This window comes from Actinocatenispora comari (assembly GCF_017312725.1).
GTDB classification, from domain to species: Bacteria; Actinomycetota; Actinomycetes; order Mycobacteriales; family Micromonosporaceae; genus Actinocatenispora; species Actinocatenispora comari.
Map to the genome: position 1 here is coordinate 23,003 of NZ_BOPO01000013.1, position 18,418 is coordinate 41,420.

General features: G+C 73.9%; 19 protein-coding genes. 11 read left to right on the forward strand and 8 right to left on the reverse strand.

Going from position 1 to position 18,418, the window contains the following annotated elements; genetic code table 11:
• Positions 1-5: 5 nt before the first annotated feature.
• Complete coding sequence (locus NUM_RS05710; RefSeq protein WP_207123504.1) at positions 6-284, reverse strand: hypothetical protein; 279 nt, start codon at positions 282-284, stop codon at positions 6-8.
• 191 nt (positions 285-475) lie between these two features.
• Here NUM_RS05710 and NUM_RS05715 point away from each other — a divergent pair, with 191 nt between their 5' ends.
• Genes NUM_RS05715 through NUM_RS05730 form a run of 4 tightly spaced genes read left to right on the forward strand, consistent with a single transcriptional unit; the run spans position 476 to position 4,790 of the window.
• A complete protein-coding gene (locus tag NUM_RS05715) occupies positions 476-1,918 on the forward strand; it encodes a sugar ABC transporter substrate-binding protein (protein WP_207123505.1) in 1,443 nt (480 codons plus the stop codon).
• The gene (locus tag NUM_RS05720; protein WP_207123506.1) at positions 1,887-2,843 is read left to right on the forward strand and encodes a carbohydrate ABC transporter permease; all 957 of its coding nucleotides are present in this window, start codon (positions 1,887-1,889) and stop codon (positions 2,841-2,843) included. Before NUM_RS05715 ends, NUM_RS05720 begins: the two co-directional genes overlap by 32 nt.
• Before the next feature lies 1 nt (position 2,844).
• Positions 2,845-3,726 carry a carbohydrate ABC transporter permease gene (locus tag NUM_RS05725; RefSeq protein WP_207123507.1) on the forward strand — a complete coding sequence of 294 codons (882 nt, stop codon included), beginning with the start codon at positions 2,845-2,847 and terminating at the stop codon, positions 3,724-3,726.
• Positions 3,726-4,790 (forward strand): ABC transporter ATP-binding protein, encoded by a 1,065-nt coding sequence (locus NUM_RS05730; RefSeq protein WP_207123508.1) that lies wholly within the window; start codon positions 3,726-3,728, stop codon positions 4,788-4,790. Before NUM_RS05725 ends, NUM_RS05730 begins: the two co-directional genes overlap by 1 nt.
• Positions 4,791-4,874: 84 nt before the next feature.
• Here the strand turns inward: NUM_RS05730 and NUM_RS05735 are convergent, their stop codons facing one another.
• Complete coding sequence (locus tag NUM_RS05735) at positions 4,875-5,354, reverse strand: winged helix-turn-helix transcriptional regulator (RefSeq protein WP_207123509.1); 480 nt, start codon at positions 5,352-5,354, stop codon at positions 4,875-4,877.
• 82 nt (positions 5,355-5,436) lie between these two features.
• Between NUM_RS05735 and NUM_RS05740 the strand changes: the two genes are divergently transcribed.
• The 4 genes from NUM_RS05740 (at position 5,437) to NUM_RS05755 (ending at position 10,185) form a co-directional block, all read left to right on the forward strand.
• On the forward strand, positions 5,437-6,306 hold the full coding sequence (locus tag NUM_RS05740) for a ketopantoate reductase family protein (protein ID WP_207123510.1): 870 nt from the start codon (positions 5,437-5,439) through the stop codon (positions 6,304-6,306).
• A 108-nt stretch (positions 6,307-6,414) separates the two neighbouring features.
• The gene (locus tag NUM_RS37625; RefSeq protein WP_207123511.1) at positions 6,415-7,053 is read left to right on the forward strand and encodes an AAA family ATPase; all 639 of its coding nucleotides are present in this window, start codon (positions 6,415-6,417) and stop codon (positions 7,051-7,053) included.
• Between the two features lie 74 nt (positions 7,054-7,127).
• Positions 7,128-8,075 carry a GNAT family N-acetyltransferase gene (locus NUM_RS05750; protein ID WP_207123512.1) on the forward strand — a complete coding sequence of 316 codons (948 nt, stop codon included), beginning with the start codon at positions 7,128-7,130 and terminating at the stop codon, positions 8,073-8,075.
• A gap of 79 nt (positions 8,076-8,154) precedes the next feature.
• On the forward strand, positions 8,155-10,185 hold the full coding sequence (locus NUM_RS05755) for a glycosyltransferase family 39 protein (protein WP_207123513.1): 2,031 nt from the start codon (positions 8,155-8,157) through the stop codon (positions 10,183-10,185).
• Positions 10,186-10,242: 57 nt separating this feature from the next.
• On the opposite strand, the gene NUM_RS05760 is transcribed toward NUM_RS05755, so the two are convergent.
• Positions 10,243-11,661 carry an FGGY family carbohydrate kinase gene (locus NUM_RS05760; RefSeq protein WP_207123514.1) on the reverse strand — a complete coding sequence of 473 codons (1,419 nt, stop codon included), beginning with the start codon at positions 11,659-11,661 and terminating at the stop codon, positions 10,243-10,245.
• Between the two features lie 159 nt (positions 11,662-11,820).
• Between NUM_RS05760 and NUM_RS05765 the strand changes: the two genes are divergently transcribed.
• Genes NUM_RS05765 through NUM_RS05775 form a run of 3 tightly spaced genes read left to right on the forward strand, consistent with a single transcriptional unit; the run spans position 11,821 to position 14,972 of the window.
• Entirely contained in the window at positions 11,821-12,228 is a 408-nt protein-coding gene (locus NUM_RS05765) for a TOBE domain-containing protein (protein WP_207123515.1), read from the forward strand.
• Positions 12,225-13,145, forward strand: a complete 921-nt coding sequence (locus tag NUM_RS05770) for a substrate-binding domain-containing protein (protein WP_207123516.1) — start codon at positions 12,225-12,227, stop codon at positions 13,143-13,145. The genes NUM_RS05765 and NUM_RS05770 overlap by 4 nt, the downstream gene beginning before the upstream one ends.
• A gap of 18 nt (positions 13,146-13,163) precedes the next feature.
• A complete protein-coding gene (locus tag NUM_RS05775; RefSeq protein WP_207123517.1) occupies positions 13,164-14,972 on the forward strand; it encodes an ABC transporter ATP-binding protein/permease in 1,809 nt (602 codons plus the stop codon).
• Here NUM_RS05775 and NUM_RS05780 read toward each other — a convergent pair.
• From NUM_RS05780 to NUM_RS05800, 5 genes are all read right to left on the reverse strand, one after another.
• Positions 14,966-15,532: a COG4315 family predicted lipoprotein gene (locus NUM_RS05780; protein WP_207123518.1), complete on the reverse strand. Its 567-nt coding sequence runs from the start codon at positions 15,530-15,532 to the stop codon at positions 14,966-14,968. The genes NUM_RS05775 and NUM_RS05780 overlap by 7 nt on opposite strands.
• Positions 15,533-15,594: 62 nt before the next feature.
• Entirely contained in the window at positions 15,595-16,338 is a 744-nt protein-coding gene (locus NUM_RS05785; protein WP_207123519.1) for an anti-sigma factor family protein, read from the reverse strand.
• 1 nt (position 16,339) lies between these two features.
• Entirely contained in the window at positions 16,340-16,816 is a 477-nt protein-coding gene (locus NUM_RS05790) for a sigma-70 family RNA polymerase sigma factor (protein WP_308440545.1), read from the reverse strand.
• A gap of 4 nt (positions 16,817-16,820) precedes the next feature.
• Positions 16,821-17,426, reverse strand: a complete 606-nt coding sequence (locus tag NUM_RS05795; RefSeq protein ID WP_207123521.1) for a hypothetical protein — start codon at positions 17,424-17,426, stop codon at positions 16,821-16,823.
• Between the two features lie 125 nt (positions 17,427-17,551).
• A partial coding sequence (locus NUM_RS05800) for a S1C family serine protease (protein ID WP_207123522.1) occupies positions 17,552-18,418 on the reverse strand: 867 nt, incomplete at its 5' end.

Sequence of the window (18,418 nt, forward strand, 5' to 3'; positions counted from 1 at the left end):
GCGGCCTACTGGGCGGGTGGCTCCTCGGGCCCGATGCGGCGCAGCGAGTAGGTCACCGAGTGCAACCGGCGTGGCGTGCCCACGTAGACCGGGTCCCGGTCGTACGCCTGCCAGCCGGCGTTGCCGGCCCGGTTGAGGTGGCGCAGGTCGTCGAAGCGTTCGTCGGTGCCCCACCGGGACACCCCACCGAAGTAGTAGAAGCTCGCCGACCAGTCCATGAACCGGTCGTTGCCGAACGTGCCGGTCGAGGAGTACTCGAGCCGCGCGTATTCCCATCGGGTCACGCGGCAATGATGCCGGAGCGTGCCCGCTGCCCGCCACTCGTGCGGCATGGCCGGATCGCCCGGGCTTGTTGAAAAGTTCTGCCGGTGGATCTGTCGCCTTCGCAACAATCATGGCATCGTGTGCCTGTCGTGATCACCACGTCGGACGTGGGGGACGACTCGTCGTCAGTCCGTGGAAGGGGCGACACAGCATGCGTTCTGGACCAATCGCGGCCCGGTCGGCGGCGGTGGTGGCCGTGCTGGTCACCGTCGGCCTGACCGCCACCGGCTGCGTCAGCGCCAAGCACCACAGCGGCGGCGGCGACCCGCAGCGCAACGCCAACGCCAAGCACGCGACGCTGACCATCTCCACCAACGCCATCGTCGGAGGCAAGAACGCGCAGGAGGCCACCTGGATCTCCGAGACGCTGATCCCGGCGTTCGAGAAGGCGGAGAAGGCCAAGGGCCGCGACGTCACCGTCAAGTACCAGCAGAACGGCATCGACGACGCCAAGTACGGCGAGAAGCTGGAGCTGTCGCTCAAGGCCGGTGGCGGTCCGGACATCTACATCATCGGCGGCGACTCGATCAGCCGGTACGCCAAGGCCGGGTACGTCGAGCCGCTGGAGAAGGTCGTCGGCAGCAAGGTCGACAGCTGGTCGGGCTGGCAGCAGGTCGACAAGTCGGTGCAGCAGAACGTGTCGATGGACGGCAAGTACTACGGCGTGCCGAACGGCGTGGACGGCCGGGTGCTGTTCTACAACAAGAAGCTGTTCGCCCGTGCTGGGCTGCCGGCGAACTGGCAGCCGACCAGCTGGGCGGACATCCTCGCCGCCGGCCGGAAGCTGAAGACGCTGTCCGGGGTGACGCCGATCCAGCTCGACGCCGGCACCCCGATGGGCGAGGCGACCACGATGCAGGGCTTCCTGCCGCTGCTGGCCGGTGCCGGTCAACAGATCTACGACCCGAAGACCGGCAAGTACCAGGGCGACACCAAGGCGATCCGGGACGTGCTGAGCTTCTACCGCAGCCTGTACGTCACCGGCAAGCTCGGTGACCCGAAGCTGCAGCAGGACCCGAACGGGCGGGACGAGTCGTTCAGCGAGTTCTCCAAGGGCAAGCTCGGCATCATCGGCGAGAGCGACTACCTGTGGCGCTCGATCGTGTGCCCGGACAAGTCGATCTGCAACGCCACCGCGATGGCCGACCGCAACTCCACCGTCGGGTACGCGCTGATCCCGGCCGAGAAGCCCGGCGCCGGGGTGGACGGGCAGGACTTCGTGTCGATGTCCGGCGGCGGTGGCTACACCATCAACCCGAACACCAAGTACCCGCAGCAGGCGTGGGATCTGCTGACCTTCATGCGCTCGCCGACCCAGATCAAGGCGCAGCTCGGCGACACCGTGCAGATCACGGCGAACAAGCAGGTCAACAGCGAGATCCTGAAGAAGGACCCGGCACTGTCGTTCATCGCCGAGAAGGTGCTGCCGATCACCCGGTTCCGCCCGTCGGAGGAGCACTACTCCTCGGTCGGTGCGCTGCTGGAGGAGGCGAGCGGGCAGGCCGCCGCGGGCAAACCGATCGACCAGATCGCCAAGGAGTACCAGCAGGGTGTGGTGAAGCTTGTCGGCGCAGACCACGTCGCCTCGGACTGACGGCAGCGGCGCGGCCGACAACTCCCGGCCGCGCCGTGCCGGTCGCGCCGCGGCGAGCGACGTGGCCGGGCTCGGTACCGGCCGGGCGGTGCTGTTCGTCGTCCCGGCGCTGGCGCTGATCGCCGCGTTCCTGGTGTTCCCGGCGCTGTGGACGCTGTATCTCGGCGTGCTCAAGTACGACCTGGCGGGCAGCAACGCGGCGGCGCCGCAGTTCGTCGGGCTGGGCAACTACACCGACGCGCTGACCGACCCGCGGTTCGCCAACTCGGTCCTGCTGACGCTGGCGTTCGTGGGCCTGTCCGCGGTGCTCGGGCAGAACGGGCTGGGCTTCCTGCTCGCCGCGACGCTGCGCCGGGCCGTCGGCTGGGTACGGATGCTGGTCAACGGGCTGGTGCTGCTGTCCTGGATCCTGCCCGGCACGGTGGTGGTGTTCCTGTGGCAGGCGCTGCTGGACCGCAACGGCGGCACGCTCAACGCGCTGCTGGACACCCCCGGCGCGGCCTGGACGCTGGACCACCCGCTCGCCACCATCGTGGTGTTCAACATCTGGCGCGGCACCGCGTTCTCGATGCTGCTCTACTCCGCCGCGCTGGACGCGGTGCCGACCTCGCACCTGGAGACCGCCCGGCTGTACGGATCGGGGCCGCTGCGCACCTTCCGCGACGTGGTGCTGCCGCGCATCCGCGGCCACATCCTCACCAACACGCTGCTGATCACGCTGTGGACGTTCAACGACTTCACCCCGTACATGCTCACCGGCGGCGGGCCGGAGCACCGGTCCGAGACGCTGCCGGTGTACGTGTACCGGATGTCCATCGAGGGCGGCCAGCTCGGCTTCGGCTCGGCGATCTCGCTGATCATGCTGGTGATCAACCTGGTCATCGCGCTGTTCTACCTGCGCCTGCTGCGCCGCCGGGGAGGCTGACATGAGCGAGCCTCAGCGAGTGGATCCGGGAAATCGCGCCGTCCGGCGGATCCTCGGCGACGCGGTGGTGCGGCACGCGCTGTCGCGCATCGGGCTCTACGTGTTCGCCGGCGTGATGCTGGTGTTCTTCGCGCTGCCGTTGCTGTGGCTGGTGCTGACGCCGTTCTCCCGTACGCCGGCCTACCAGATCACCGCGCCGAGCTTCACCCTGCACAACTTCCGGGTGCTGCTGGACAACCCGTTCGCGCTGCGCTCGATCGGCAACTCGCTGATCCTCGCCGGCGGCACCGCGGTGCTCGCGGTCGTGTTCGCCGGCACCGCCGCGTACGCGCTGAGCCGGGTGCGGCTGCCCGGCCGCGACGCCCTGCTGTACGCGATCCTGCTGCTGTCCTCGATCGTGACCGGCACCGCGGCGATGGTGCCGATCTTCCTGATGCTGTTTCAGCTCAACATGATCGACAACCGGCTGGCGCTGGTCCTGGTGCTCACCGGTGGGCTGCTGCCCTCGGCGATGTTCATCCTCAAGGACTTCATGGACTCGGTACCCAAGAGCTACGAGGAGTCGGCGCGGGTGTTCGGCGCGAGCCCGCTGCAGATCCTGCGGCACGTGGTCGCGCCGGTGGTGCGGCCGGGCCTCGCGACCATCGCGGTGTGGGCGATCGTGCAGGTGTGGGGCAACTTCCTGCTGCCGTACATCCTGCTGCACGACCAGAACAAGCAGCCGGCCGCGGTGATCATGTACACCTTCTACGACGAGGGTGGGACGCCGAACTTCGCGCTGATCTCCACGTTCTCGTTGCTGTACTCGGTGCCGGTGGTGGTGGCCTACCTGATCGTCAACCGGCGGTACGGGTTCCGGTTCCAGGGAGGGATCAAGGGCTGATGGCCACGATCGAGCTGGCTGCGCTGGAGAAGACCTACCCGGGCGGGGTACGCGCGGTGGACGGGCTGTCGCTGACCATCGGCGACGGTGAGTTCTTCGCCCTGCTCGGCCCGTCCGGGTGCGGCAAGACGACGCTGCTGCGTACGATCGCGGGGCTGGAGGAGGCGACCGGTGGGTCGCTGTCGATCGGCGAGCGCGAGGTCACCCGGCTCGCCCCGGGGCAGCGCGACGTGGCGATGGTGTTCCAGGACTACGCGCTGTTCCCGCACATGACGGTGCTGGACAACATCGCCTACCCGCTGCGGATCAAGCGGGTGGCGCGCGCCGCCCGGCACGAGAAGGCCCGGCAGACCGGCGACGGGCTGGAGCTGGCGGAGCTGATGGCGCGCCGGCCGGCCGAGCTGTCCGGCGGCCAGCAGCAGCGGGTGGCGCTGGCCCGGGCGGTGGTCGCGCACCCGTCGGCGTTCCTGTTCGACGAGCCGCTGTCCAACCTGGACGCCCGGCTGCGGCTGTCCGCCCGTACCTTCCTCAAGCGGCTGCAGCGCGAACTCGGCGTCACCACCATCTTCGTCACGCACGACCAGGCCGAGGCGCTCGCGATGGCGGACCGGATCGCGGTGATGGAGGCCGGCCGGATCCGCCAGGTCGGTACTCCGCGGGAGGTGTTCGGCCGCCCGGCCAACACGTTCGTCGCGAACTTCATCGGGTCCACCCCGATGAACCTGCTGCCCGCCACCGTGACCGACCACCGGCTGCTGCTCGCCGCCGGTTCGCTTCCGGCGCCGTCCGGGCTCGGCGCGCGGCGCGAGGTCACCGTCGGGATCCGGCCGGAGTACCTGGACTTCTCCGCCACCGCGGTGCCGGACGCGCTGTCCGGCACGGTCGGCATCGTGGAGCATCTCGGTACCTCGTCGCTGGTCACGCTGGAGACGGACGGCGGACCGATCGGCGTGGTCGTGCCGGAGGAGGCGGAGCCGGCCGCCGGCAGTACCGGCTGGGCGGTGCCCCGCCCCGGCCGGGTCCTGCTGTACGACAACGAAACCGGCGACCTGCTGCCGACCTGACCGCCGCCCGCCCGGCCGTCGTGGACGGTCGAGTGCGACGGTCGGCCGGCGAGTGCCGGCGCCGCCGACGCGGCTGTGCACCGGTCAGGACGTCGGCAGCCTGGCTCGCTTGACCGCCGGCGCGTTGCGCTGTGCCACGTACCGGAAGTCGGTGGTGTTGACCGGTTTCCCGGTCTCGCGGTCGACCAGCACCGGCTCGGCGGCGGCGCCCGTCTCGACGTCCACCAGCCGTACTCCGCCGCGGCCCCGGGTGACGTGCCGGCGACCCCAGCCGCCGAGCGCCTCGATCACCGGCTGCAGGTCACGCCCGCGTGCCGTCAGCAGGTACTCGTCGCGGGGCGGTCGCTGCTGGTAGCGGTGCCGGGCGAGCAGGCCCGCGTCGCACAGCGCGGCGAGGCGCCGGGTCAGCGAGTTCGACGAGATGCCGAGGCTGCGCTGGAACTCGTCGAACCGGGTCAGCCCGTGCAGCGCGTCCCGCACGATCAGCAGGCTCCACCATTCGCCCACCGCGTCCAGGGTCAGCGCGATCGGGCAGTCCATGCCCTCGAAGCTCTTGTGTCGCACGACTCGCCCTCCGCCGCTTCCACCATGGAAGCAACCAGACTACTGTCACTTCCACAGTGGAAGCAACTGACGAGGAGTGGCGATGACCAGGATCGGCGTGCTCGGACCGGGCGGGGTCGGTGGCGTGCTGGCGGCCCGGCTGGGCGCCGCGGGCCACCAGGTGAGCGTGCTCGCCACCGAGCGCACCGCCGCCGCCATCACCGTGCGCGGGCTGCGGCTCACCGCGCCGGACGGCGAGACCGTCACCGCACCGGTGGCCCGGCCCTGGCTGACGGAGCCGGTGGACCTGCTGATCGTCGCGGTGAAGGCGACCGACCTGCTGCCCGCGCTGGTCCGGGTGCCGGCGGCGCTGCTCGGCGCCGCGACGATCGTCCCGTTCCTCAACGGGATCGACCACCCGGCGCTGCTGCGCGCCGCGTACCCGGCGGCGACGGTGGTGCCGGCGAGCATCTCGATCGAGGCGACCCGGCACCGGCCGGGCGTGGTCGAGCAGCTGACCTCGATGGCCGATCTGGTGCTCCCCGACGACACCCCGGCCGGCATCGCCGCGGCCGACCTGTTCCGCGCGGCCGGCCTGGCCGTCACCACCCAGCCCGACGAGGCCACCGTGCTGTGGCGCAAGCTCGGCTTCCTCGCCCCGCTCGCCCTGGCCACCACCGCCGCCGACGCACCGATCGGCGCGGCCCGCGACGGGGCCCCGGAGCGGCTGCGGGCGCTGGTGGCCGAGACCGCCGCGGCGGCCGGCGCCGCCGGCGTACGGATCGACCCGGAGCTGGTCGGCTCGCGACTGGCGACGCTGCCGGCCAGCATGCAGTCGTCGATGCTCAAGGACCGGCGGTCCGGCCGGGCGTTGGAGCTGGACGCGATCGCCGGGCCGGTGGTGCGGGCGCTCGGCGCCGACCGGGCGCCGACCACGGTCGAGGTGGTCGAGGAGATCCTCGCCGCCGGCTGAGTGCACCGGCACCGGTCCGCCTCGCTCCACCCAGTATGCCGGTGCGGGGATGCCGCACCGCGCGGTGGGAGGCGCTGGCCGCTGGCGCGCCGGTTGGTAGGAAGGGGCATGGCATTCCCCCTGTTGCTGGTGGTCAGCGGGCATCCGGGCAGCGGCAAGACCACGCTCGCGCACCGGCTCGCCGCGCGGCTCGGCTGCCCGGCGATCTGCCGGGACGAGATCAAGGAGGGCATGGTCCTCGGCCTGCCGGACTACACCGCCGCCGAGGGCGACCCGTACACCCGGCGCACCTTCGAGGTCTTCTTCGCCACGCTGGACCTGTTGAGCCGCAACGGGGTCAGCCTGGTCGCCGAGGCGGCCTTCCAGGACCGCCGCTGGCGGCCCAACCTGGCGCCGCTCGCCGCGCACACCCGGCTGCGCATCGTGCGCTGCGTACTGGACGGACAGGTTGCCGCGGAACGGATCCGGCGGCGCGCGCGGACCAGCGCCACCCGCCGGGCGCACACCGTACCGGGAGCGCTGGAGCGGCTCGCCGGCCCCGACCCGTTCGGCTGGTTCGTCCCGGTGTCGATGCCGGTGCCGACGCTGGACGTGGACACCACCGACGGGTACCACCCGGGCCTGGCGCAGATCGCCGCCTTCGCCACCGATCCGACCGATCCGAGCGGGCCGACCGGGTCGAGCGGGCCGACCGGGTCGAGCGGGCCGACCGGGCCGACCGATCCGGCCGGGCCGAGCGGGGGGTAGGGTGGTCGGCCGCGTCGCGGCCAGGGCGACCGCCGGTCGGGCGGTGCGACGCGAGCGAACGGTGGAGGAACGACATGCGGACGAAACTGCCGGAAGGCTACCGGATGCGGCCGGCGACGCCGGCCGACGTGGCGCAGATCCAGCGGCTGGTGGCGGCGAGCGAACGCGCGCTGTACGGCGCGGTCGAGACCGACCGGGACACCATCGCCGCGGACCTGGCCCGGCCCCGGCTGGACCCGGCGACCGACACCACTCTGGTGTACGACCCCGCCGGTGACCTCGCCGCCTGGGCCTGGGTGGACCGCCGGTCGGTGGTCGACGTGCATCCCGGGCACCGCGGCCGCGGCCTGGGCGCGGCCTTGCTGGACTGGGTCGGCGCCCGGGCCGCCGAGGTGGGTACCGACCGGGTCGTGCAGACCGTCGAGGAGTCGGACGAGGCGGCGGTGGCGCTGCTGCGCTCCCGCGGGTACGAGCCGATGGTGAGTTCCTGGCTGCTCGGGATCGAGCTGCCGGCGGCACCGCCCGCCGAGCCACCGGCCGGGATCACCGTGCGTACCTTCGCGGCCGGGGACGAGCGGGACGCGCACCGGGTCAGCGAGGACGCCTTCGACGAGTGGCAGGAACGCCGGCGCGACTACGACGAGTGGTCCCGGACGACGGTGGCGCGCGCCTCGTTCGCGCCGGGCTGCTCGCCGCTGGCGTTCGCCGGCGACGACCTGGTCGGGGTGGTCATCTCCACCGACGAGCCGGGCCGGGACGAGGGGTACGTCGAGCGCGTCGCGGTCCGCGCCGACCAGCGCGGCCGGGGTGTCGCCCGGCTGCTGCTCGCGACCGCGTTCGACCGGTTCCACCGGCTCGGCCGGCGCGGCGTCACCCTGTGGACGCACTCGGACACCGGCGCGCTCGACGTGTACCTCAAGGTCGGCATGTCGGTGCGCCGCACCGCGACCGTCTTCGCCAACTACCTGGAACCGGCGGCGGGCTTGGAACCGGCGGCGGACCGGGAGCGCGCGACCGGGTGACCGCGGTGCCGCGCGGACGAACAGCGCACGCACAGGTGCGCCTTCCGCCCGGCACAGCGGCCGTGGCCACGATCGACCGATGACCGCGATCGCCGCCGAGACCGCCGCCCTGCCCGCGCACCGCCGGTACCGGCGGGTCACGCCGGGGCGGGTCGGCCTCGCCGCGCTGCTGGCCGGCACCGCGGCGCTCTACCTCGTCGGGCTGGGCGCCTCCGGCTGGGCGAACGCGTACTACGCGGCCAGCGCGCAGGCCGGCGCGAGCAGCTGGGAGGCGTTCCTCTACGGCTCGTCGGACGCCGCGAACGCGATCACGGTGGACAAGACGCCCGCGTTCCTGTGGGTGATGAGCCTGTCCGTGCGGCTGTTCGGGCTCGACACCTGGAGCCTGCTGGTACCGCAGGCGTTGGCGGGCGTGGCCTCGGTCGCGGTGCTGTACGCGGCGGTGCGCCGCTGGTTCGGGGTAGCGGCCGGGCTGCTCGCCGGCGTGGTGCTCGCGCTGACCCCGGTCGCGACGCTGATGTTCCGGTTCGACAACCCGGACGCGCTGCTGGTCCTGCTGCTCACCGGCGCCGGCTACGCGAGCCTGCGGGCGCTGGAGGGCAACGGTGGCCGGTGGCTCGCGCTGGCCGGCGCGCTGCTCGGGTTCGGTTTCCTGACGAAGATGCTGCAGGCGCTGATCCTGGTCCCGGTCGTCGTCGCGGTCCACCTACTCGCCGGCGCCGGCCGGCCGTGGCGCCGGATCCGGGACCTGCTGCTCGGCGGCCTGGCGTTGCTGGTCGCCGGCGGCTGGTGGGTGGCGGTCGTCGAGCTGGTGCCGGCGGCGCACCGGCCGTACGTCGGCGGCACCCAGCACAACTCCGTCCTGGAGCTGACCTTCGGCTACAACGGGTTCGGGCGGCTGACCGGCGACGAGACCGGCGGGCTGGGCAACACCAACGCCGACGCCGGTCCGTGGCGGCTGTTCGGCAGCGAGATGGGCGGCCAGATCGGCTGGCTGCTGCCGGCCGCGCTGATCCTGCTGGTGGCGGTGGTGTGGCTGGCCGGCCGGGCCCCGCGCACCGACCGGACCCGCGCGATGGTACTGCTGTGGGGCGGCGCTCTGGTGCTCACCGGCGCGGTGTTCAGCCTGTCGTCGGGCATCATCCACCCGTACTACACGGTCGCGCTGGCGCCGGCGATCGCGGCGCTGGTGGCCATCGGCACCGTGGTCTGCGCCCGCCGGGCCCGGGTGGTCCTCGCCGCCACCGTCGCGGTGACCGCGGTCTGGGCGTACGTGCTGCTCGACCGGGTGTCGGGCTGGCAGCCCTGGTTGCGCTGGAGCATCGTCGGGGTCGGGCTGGTCGCCGCACTGCTGCTCGCCGCAGCGGACCGGCTGTCGAAACGGCTGGTGGAGCTGGTCGCCATGGTGGCGCTGGCCAGCGGCCTCGCCGGCCCGTTCGCCTTCTCGCTGGCCACCGCCGCGACCCCGCACACCGGCGCGCTGCCGTCCGCCGGCCCGGCCGGCTTCGGCCTCGGCACGGGTCCCGGTGGCGGGCGTGGCGGCTTCGGGAACGGCGGGGCCGGTGCCGGCGGCAGGCCCGGCCAGAACCCCGCCGGCTCCCACTCCAACGCCCAGAATCCCCACGCCAACGGGAACGCCCGCAACCCCAACGCCCGGGGCTCCGGCGGCGGCAACGTCAACGGTCCCGGCGGTCAGGGTTTCGTCCGGCGCGGCGGGCAGGCACCGACGGGTGGCGGCCGGATGGGCGGGTCGATGGGCGGCCTGCTCGATGCCGGTACGCCGGACGCGGCGGTGACGAGGCTGCTGCGCGCCCACCATTCCCGGTACACCTGGGTGGCGGCGACGATCGGCTCGAACAACGCGGCGAGCTACCAGCTCGCGTCGCGGTACCCGGTGATGGCGGTGGGTGGGTTCAACGGCACCGACGCCTACCCGAGCCTGGCCGCGTTCGAGAAGCTGGTGGCGGCCGGGCGCATCCACTGGTTCATCGCCGGTGCGCTGACCGGCTCCGGCAGCGGAAGCCAGTCGCCGCAACGCATCCAGCACTGGGTGCAGCAGCACTACCCCGCGCGCACCGTGGCCGGTGTGACGCTCTACGACCTGTCCTGACCCGCCGCCCCACGCCGGCAGCGCGCCCGGCGGCGGCCGGCGCGCGGCGGCGGCCGGTCAGGACAGCCGGTCGCGCAGGGCGCGGTGGCGGTCGGCGGCGGCGGCCATCGCCGCGACGTCCGACTCGCTCGCGGTGACCGGTTCGGTGGCCGGCGCCACGTCGATGCCCAGCGCGCCGGCGGCGGCGCCGAGCGCGCCCACCTCCGGGTCGGTGACCCGCTGCGCCCGGCCGCCGAGCGCCGCGGTCAACCGCCCGGTCAGCCATTCCGAGGCGGCGATCGCGCCACCGCCGAGCATCGGCATCGCGGTACCGGCCGGGTCGACCGCCCGCGCGCCGTCGGTGATCTCGTGGCAGAGACCCTCCAGCGTCGCGGCGAGCACGTGGGTACCGGTGGTGGTCAGCCGCAGCCCGTGCAGGGTGCCGCCGGCGCCGGCCGGGTCGGCGGCCGGTGGCCGGTGGCCGGCGTGGTAGGGCAGGCAGACCAGTCGGTGCGCGCCGGGGGCGAGGCCGGCGAGCGCCGGGCCCTGCGCCGCCGGGTCGATGTCGAGCAGCCCGGTGACCCACTCGTCGAGCACCCCGCCGCCGGAGTACGCGACGCCGAAGACGGCGCGGCGGTGGTCCACCCGGTACCGCCAGACCGCCGGCGCCGGGTCCGCGGCGTCGGGGGTGACCAGCCGTACCGCGGCGGAGGTGCCGACGGTGACGGACAGGTGGCCGGCGTCGAAGCAGCCGGAGCCGAGGGCGCTCGCCGCCCCGTCGCCCAGCGGCGGCGCGATCTCGGCGTCGGCGAGGTCCGGCCACCGCTTGCGGTACTCGTCGGTGAACCGGCCGCGCCAGTCGTCGTCGGCGAGCGGCGGTACCGCCTCGGCGGTCACGCCGGCGAGCGACAGCGCCTCGTCGTCCCACCGGCAGGTACGGGTGTCCAGCGCACCGGTGCCCGACGCCGAGGACACCGACGCGGTCGGCTCGCCCCACAGCACCAGGCCCAGGTACTCGGGCAGGCCGACGTAGCGTCGCGCCGGCCCGACCGTCGAGCGCAGCCAGCCGATCCGGGCCGGCCAGTAGAACGGGTGCCACCACGCGCCGGTACGGGCGTGGAACGCGGCGGCGTCGGCCGGTGCCCGCTGCTCCGGCAGGCTCGGTCGCAGGTCCATCCAGGACAGGCACGGTCCGGCCGGTTCGTCGTGTTCGTCCAGTCCGAGCAGCGAGTGCCACTGGGTGGAGATGCCGACGGTGTGCACGCCGCGCAGGTGCCCGTCGGCGGACAGCTCGTCCAGGCACGACACGGTGGCGCCGAGGTAGGCGGCCAGGTCGAGTTCGGCCGCCCCGTCGGCGCTCTGGTTGATGCGGGCCTGCTCGCGCACCGCCGCGCCGGGCAGCGGGGTCAACCGGTCACCGTCGCCGTCGAGGACGACCGCTCGTACCGAACTGGACCCGAGATCCAGGGCGAGGATCCGGCCGGCCGGCTGGGACATCGAGCACCTCCAGGGTGTGCGCAGGTGGCTCCACCCTATGAGGCGCGCCTCGGCACCGGGCCGGCAACCGCAGCTGCGCGGCAACCTACGATCACGAGGCGCATTTGCCAGTGTGATGAGTGGGTTGCGCTTGCTCGTGCGGCCCGTATGGTGGGTCTGGTGGCGAACTATCGGATGGGGCGCGCCGCGCAGCTGCTCGGCGTCAGCGCCGACACGCTGCGCCGGTGGGTCGACGCCGGCCGGCTGCCGGCCGGGCGGGACCAGCAGGGTCACCGCGTGGTGGCGGGCGCCGAGCTCGCCCGTTTCGCCCGGTCGCTGGCCACCGACGAGCCCGGCGGCACCTGGTCGTCGGCCCGCAACCGGTTCACCGGCATCGTCACCTCGATCCGGGTCGACGAGGTGATGGCGCAGGTGGAGATCCAGGCCGGGCCGCACCGGGTGGTGTCGCTGATGACCCGCGACTCGGTCGACGAGCTGGGGCTGGTGGTGGGCGCGGTCGCCACCGCCTCGGTCAAGTCGACGCAGGTCGTGGTGGAGCTGCCGGTGCCGGCCCGGACCACGGCATGACGACGACGGGAGTGCGGGGGATGACACCTCGGGTACGGGCCGGGGCGGTGCTGGCGGCCTCGGCGCTGGCGATCGTCGCGTTGCTGGCCGGCTGCGGGTCGTCCGGTTCGGGTACGGGCGGCTCGTCGGGCGGGGGGAAGGACCCCGGCGGCGCCACGGTCAGCGTGCTGTACGCGGGATCGCTGGTCAACCTGATGGAACACGACGTCAAGCCGGGGTTCGAGGCGGCCAGCGGGGACACGTTCCGGGGCGAGGGCAAGGGATCCGACGCGCTGGTCAACGAGATCAAGGGCAAGGTGACCAGGGCGGACGTGTTCGTGTCCGCGAGTACCGCCAGCAACGGCAAGCTGCGGGGCGGCGGCAACGGCGACTGGGAGTCCTGGTACGCCACGTTCGCCACCGCGCCGCTGGTGCTCGGCTACAACCCGAAGAGCAAGTTCGCCGCGCAGCTGAAGAGCAAGCCGTGGCAGCAGGTGGTCGTCGAGCCCGGGTTCCGGCTCGGCCGCACCGACCCGAAGCTCGACCCGAAGGGCCGGCTGAGCGCGCAGGCGCTGACCAAGGTGGGGCTGGGCAAGTTCGCCGACACCGACGCGGGCGTGTTCCCGGAGGAGACGCTGCTCGGCCGGCTGCAGGCCGGCCAGCTCGACGCCGGCTTCTTCTACACCTCCGAGGCGACCGAGGCGAAGGTACCGACGATCTCGCTGGCGCCGGTGGAGCTCGGCGCGACGTACACCGTGACCGTGCTCAACCGGGCGCCGCAGCCGGCCGCCGCGGCGGCGTTCGTGACGTACCTGCTCGGTCCGAAGGGCGTCGCGCTGATGCGCAAGCACGGCCTGCACCCGGCCGCGACGGTGACGCTGACCGGGGACAGGTCCGCGGTGCCGGCCGCGCTGCGCTCGGCGGTGGGCGGTTCGTAGCGCCGCGGGCGGTGACCGATGAACCGGGTACCCGTGCTGCCGGTGCTGGCCGGCCTGCTGCTGGCCTACCTGCTGGTGCCGATCGTCGCGTTCGCGGTACGGCTGGCCGGCGCCGGCGGTGCCCCGGCGGCGCCGGGCGTCGGGGCGGCGCTGGCCACCTCGCTGGTCACCGCCACCATCTCGACCGCGGTGATCGGGGTGCTCGGCATCCCGCTGGGCTACCTGCTCGCGCGGCGGCGAGGTCGCGTCGCCGCGGCGCTGGGCGTACTGGTGCAGCTGCCGCTGGCGTTGCCGCCGCTGATCTCCGGCGTGCTGCTGGTCTACCTGGTCGGGCCGTACGCGCCGCTGGGCGAGCTGACCGGGGGCCAACTCACCGACACCCGGATCGGCATCGTGCTCGCGCAGGTGTTCGTCGCCGCGCCGTTCCTGGTGGTGGCGGCGCGTTCGGCGTTCGCGGCGGTGGACCCGGCGCTGCTCGACGTGGCGGCGACCCTCGGGCACGGCCGGCTCTCCCGGTTCGTCCGGGTGGCGCTGCCGGCGGCCGGCGGCGGGATCCGGGCCGGGCTGCTGCTGTCCTGGCTGCGCGCGTTCGGCGAGTTCGGGGCCACCGTGATCCTCGCCTACCACCCGTACACGCTGCCGGTGTTCACCTACGTCCAGTTCGGCTCGACCGGGTTGCCGGCGACCGTACTGCCGGTCGCGGTGGCGCTGCTCGCCGCGCTGCTGATCCTGGGGGCCGCCGATCACCCGCGGCTGCCCCGGCGCCGCGGCCGGGCCGTGCTGCCCGGGCCGGTACGGCCCAACGGTCGGCCCGGTCCGCTGGTCGGCTTCGACCTGGCGGCGAGGGTCGGCGGGTTCGTGCTGTCGGTGGCGCACCCGCCCGGCGCCCGGACCATCGCGATCCTCGGCCCGTCCGGGGCCGGCAAGTCGATGACGCTGCGGGCGCTGGCCGGGCTGCTGCCGGCGCGCGGTGACGTGACGCTGACCGGCGACGGCGGCCGGGAGCGGCTCGCCGGCCTCGCCCCGGAACACCGCGGGATCGGGTACCTGCCGCAGGATCCGGCGCTGCTGCCGCAGCTGACGGTGTGGCGCCAGGTGCTGTTCGGGGTCGGCGCCGATCCGGCCGTGGCGGCGTACTGGCTGGACCGGCTCGGGTTGACCGAACTCGCCGACCGGCGGCCGGACCAGCTGTCCGGTGGTCAGCGTCGCCGGGTCGCGCTGGCCCGGGCGCTCGCCCGCCGGCCCCGGCTGCTGCTGCTCGACGAGCCGTTCGCCGGCCTCGACACGCCGGTACGCGACGAGCTGCGACACGAGCTGCGGGCGCTGCAGCGCGACACCGGGATGGCCACCGTACTGGTCACGCACGACCCGGACGAGGCGGCGCTGCTGGCCGACGAGGTGCTGCTGCTGTCCGCCGGTACGGTGCGCCAGCAGGGCCGGCAGGAGCAGGTGTACGCGCACCCGCGTGACCCGCGGGCGGCCCGGCTGCTGGGCATCCGCAACCTGACCGCCGGTACGGTCGGCGCCGGCGGAGTGCTGCGCTGCGGCGCGGCGGCGGTGTGCGACACCGACCTGCCCGCCGGCACCGACGTGACCTGGTGCGTGCGACCGGACCAGATCGTACTGTCCACTGTGGACAAGAGTGATGGGCTGGCCGGCCGGGTGGTCGACGTGGTCCGGCTCGCCGCGTTCACCGAGACGGTGGTCGAGCTGCCCACCGGCGACCGGCTGACCGCCACCCGTACCGGCCCGGCCCCGAAGCCGGGCACTCCGGTGCGGCTGGCGATCGCGCCCGACGCGGTCACCCTCTGGCCGTCAGCTCAGTAGTTGTAGCCGTTGCCGCCGCTGCTGGGCGACGACGGGCTGCTCGCCGGCTTGCCGGACAGCCGGATCACGTGCCAGGTCAGCTTCGTGCCACCGAAGCTGTCCTGGGTGCCGTCCCCGGTGACCTTGCCGGCGCCCGGGTCGGACGAGAACCGGTACAGCGGATGCCCGTCGTAGGTCAGCTGGGTCTTGCCGTCGGGCCGGTGCAGGGTGCCGAGCTTGCCGCTCGCGCCCGGCACCGAGCTGGGCACCGAGCCGGACGCGGTGGCCACCGGCCAGATCGCCGTGCACGCCGCCGAGTTGCACATCAGATGCATCGTGGTCTCGCCCGCCGGGCTGTACAGCGCGCGGCCGGCCGAGTCGACCAGTACCGTGCCCTGCCCGGTGCTGCGCGCGCTGACCGGCGCGGACGAGCCGGTCGAGTGGTTCGCCGACCCCCCGGACGAACCGGTCGAGCTGGACGACATGCCGCCGCAGCCGGCCGCGATCAACGGCGCGGCGGCCGCCGGCGCCAGCCACCACAGCCGGCGGGATCGGTGCTGGGACAACGAAAGCCAGGACATCGTGGCTACCCCCTGTTGGTCGGGTGTCTCGTTGTCGGACACGGCCGCCGGCACCGGATCGTTCACGGGGTGAGCGACAGCACCGGGGTGCCGTCGCTGGTGCGTACCTGGATCGAGCGGATCTGCTCCGGCCGGCTCGCGGTGGTACCGGTCAGCACCATCGTCTTGCCCGGCACCGCCGACCAGCTGGAGATCTGCTCGCTGTGGCCACCGGCGTCGACCACCACCAGCGTGTAGCCCACCGGGTAGCTCACCGAGCCGTGGTAGCGGCAGCGCACCGTCACGTCGGTACCCCAGGGCCGGGCGGCGAGTGCCGCGGTCGCGGTGACCGGGGCGGGCACCACCGCGGTCATCGCCCGGGCCGGCGGCGGCTGGGTACCCGTGGGTCCCTGGCCGGGGCCGAACGCCAGCAGCAGCGCGAGGACCAGGCAGACCACCGCGGCCACCGCGCCGCCGGCGACCACGACGAGCCGGCGCCGCCGGCGCACCCGGCGGGCCGCGGCGAACAGGTTGCCGGCCAACTCCGGCGGCGGCGCCACCGGCTCGGCGGTGACCTGCTCGACCGGTACCCGGGACAGCAGGCCCGGCAGCCCGGCGAACGCCTGCACCGACTCCTGGCACCGGGCGCAGCCGGCGAGATGCTCCTCGTACCGGTGGCGGTCGGCGGGGGAGAGGGCGCCCAGCACGTACGCGGCGTCGTCGCGGTGGATGTCGGCGTCCGCGTCGCCGTGGCGGGGACCGGCGTCGAACCGCCCGTCGCCGAACGGCTCGTTCCCGAACGGCCCGCTGTCGAACGGCGTTGTCATCTCACACCACCCCCATCTCCTGCAACGCCAGCCGCAGCGCGCGCAGCGCGTAGTGCAGCCGGGACTTGACCGTGCCGGCCGGGACCCCGATGCGTTGCGCCGCCTCCGGTACCGATCGTCCCTGGTAGTAGCACTCCACCAGCACCTCCCGGTGCGCCGCCGACAGCCGCTGCAGCGCCTCGGCGACCAGCCAGGACTGCATCGCCTCGTCGGTACCGTCGGCCACGCCGCGCTCCGGCGGCTCGGCGAACGACACCTCCGGGCGTACCTTGCGGGCCCGCCACTGGTCGATCACCAGGTGCCGGGCGACGGTGTGCAGCCAGCCGCGGACCGGCCGGCCGTCCGCGGCGAGCGGGTGCTGCCAGGCCCGCAGCAGGACCTCCTGCACGATGTCCTGGGCCCAGCCCCGGTCACCGGTGAGGCTCAGCACGTACCCGTACAGCGGGCCGGCGTGCTCCTCGTAGAGCGAGCGCAGCAGTTCGTCATCGGCCGAGGCGGGCACCGTGCCTCCACCCATGGGTCGACCGGGCACCGTCCCGCGCCGCCGCGCCGGACCGCGCGGCGTCGCCTTCGGCCGTACCGACGTCGGCCGGCGTCGGGGCCGGCCCGCTGTCGGCGGCCGCCCGGCGCCCGCCCGGGTGCGCGTGGGACGTGTCGGTGCCCGCGCCGGCCGGCGGCCCGCCCTGGCCGGTGCGGGCCGGCAGTACCGCCAGGACGACGCCGCCGACGACCGCGACCGACTCGGCGAGCACCGACAGCCGCTCCGGCACGCCGGACAGGCTCTCCTGGACGCCGAACAGCCCGACCGTGGCCGACACGGCGAACGCGGCCAGGGTCAGCGCGCCGAAGCCGGCGGCGGCGAGCGCGACCAGCCGGTACCGGCCGACGAGCAGCGCGACGCCCAGCACCAGGCCGCCCGCCGTGTTGAGCAGGAACAGCGGGCCGATCACCGGGATGTTGCGAAACCCGGTGGCCCACATCTCCAGGTGGATGTCGGCGGACAGCAGCACCGCCGCCGCGGTCACGGCACGCAGCACCGCCGCCCCGACGGTGCGCCTCGCGTCCTGCCACCCGGTCCGGTCGACCATCGTCACCACCTCCCGCCCGACAGGCACGGATGCGTGGCGGTCGATGGTTCAATCCTGCGCCGGACCGGGGTGCGATGTGGCGCACGGCACCGGTCGCGGGAGGGGCCGGTGCCGTGCGGAAGGGCTCAGTGCGCCGCGATCAGCTGGTCGGCGACCGAATGGGCGGTACTGGACGGGATGGCGAAACCCAGCCCGATGCTGCCGGAGCTTCCCTCGTTGGCGGTGTTGATCCCGACGACCTGACCGGCCGTGTTGACCAGCGGGCCGCCCGAGTTGCCGGAGTTGAGGGCGGCGTCGGTCTGGATCATGTCCGTGTACCGCGTGGTCTGGCTGCCGTCGCTCTCACCGGCCGAGATGGACCGGTGCAGCGCGCTCACGATGCCCTCGGTCACCGTGCCGGTCAGGCCCAGCGGGCTGCCCAGCGCGTACACGGTGTCGCCGACCCACACGGTGGACGAGCTCGCGAAGGTGGCGACGGGCAGCGGCGAGTCGCTGGACACCTGGACGACGGCGAGGTCGTGCGCGGTGTCGGTGCCGATCACGGTGGCGCGGTGCCGGCTGCCGTCGGAGAACGTCACGGTCACCGTGCCGGCGTTCTGCCCCAGCACGTGCGCGTTGGTGAGGATCATCCCGTCCGAGCGGATCACCACACCGGAGCCCTCGCTGCCGCTGCCGTCGGCGCCGCTGACCTGGATGTCCACCACGGTGCGCTGCACGTTCGAGACGAGGTCGGCCGCCGAGGTCCGGCTGGCTGCGGTACTCGCGGCGATGCTGCTCGACGCGTGCCCGGGCCCGGTGAGCGCCCGCACCGTGTACGCGCCGCCCACGCCGCCGCCGACGACCAGGACCAGCGCCGCGACCCCGGCCGCCGCGCCCCGCCGCCAGCGCCGCGGCGGCCGGGGCGGTGGCGTCGCCGCCCAGTTCCCGGGTGGCACCGCACCGGGCGGCACCGCACCGGGCGGGGGCATCGAGCCGGGCGGCCAGTGCCCGCC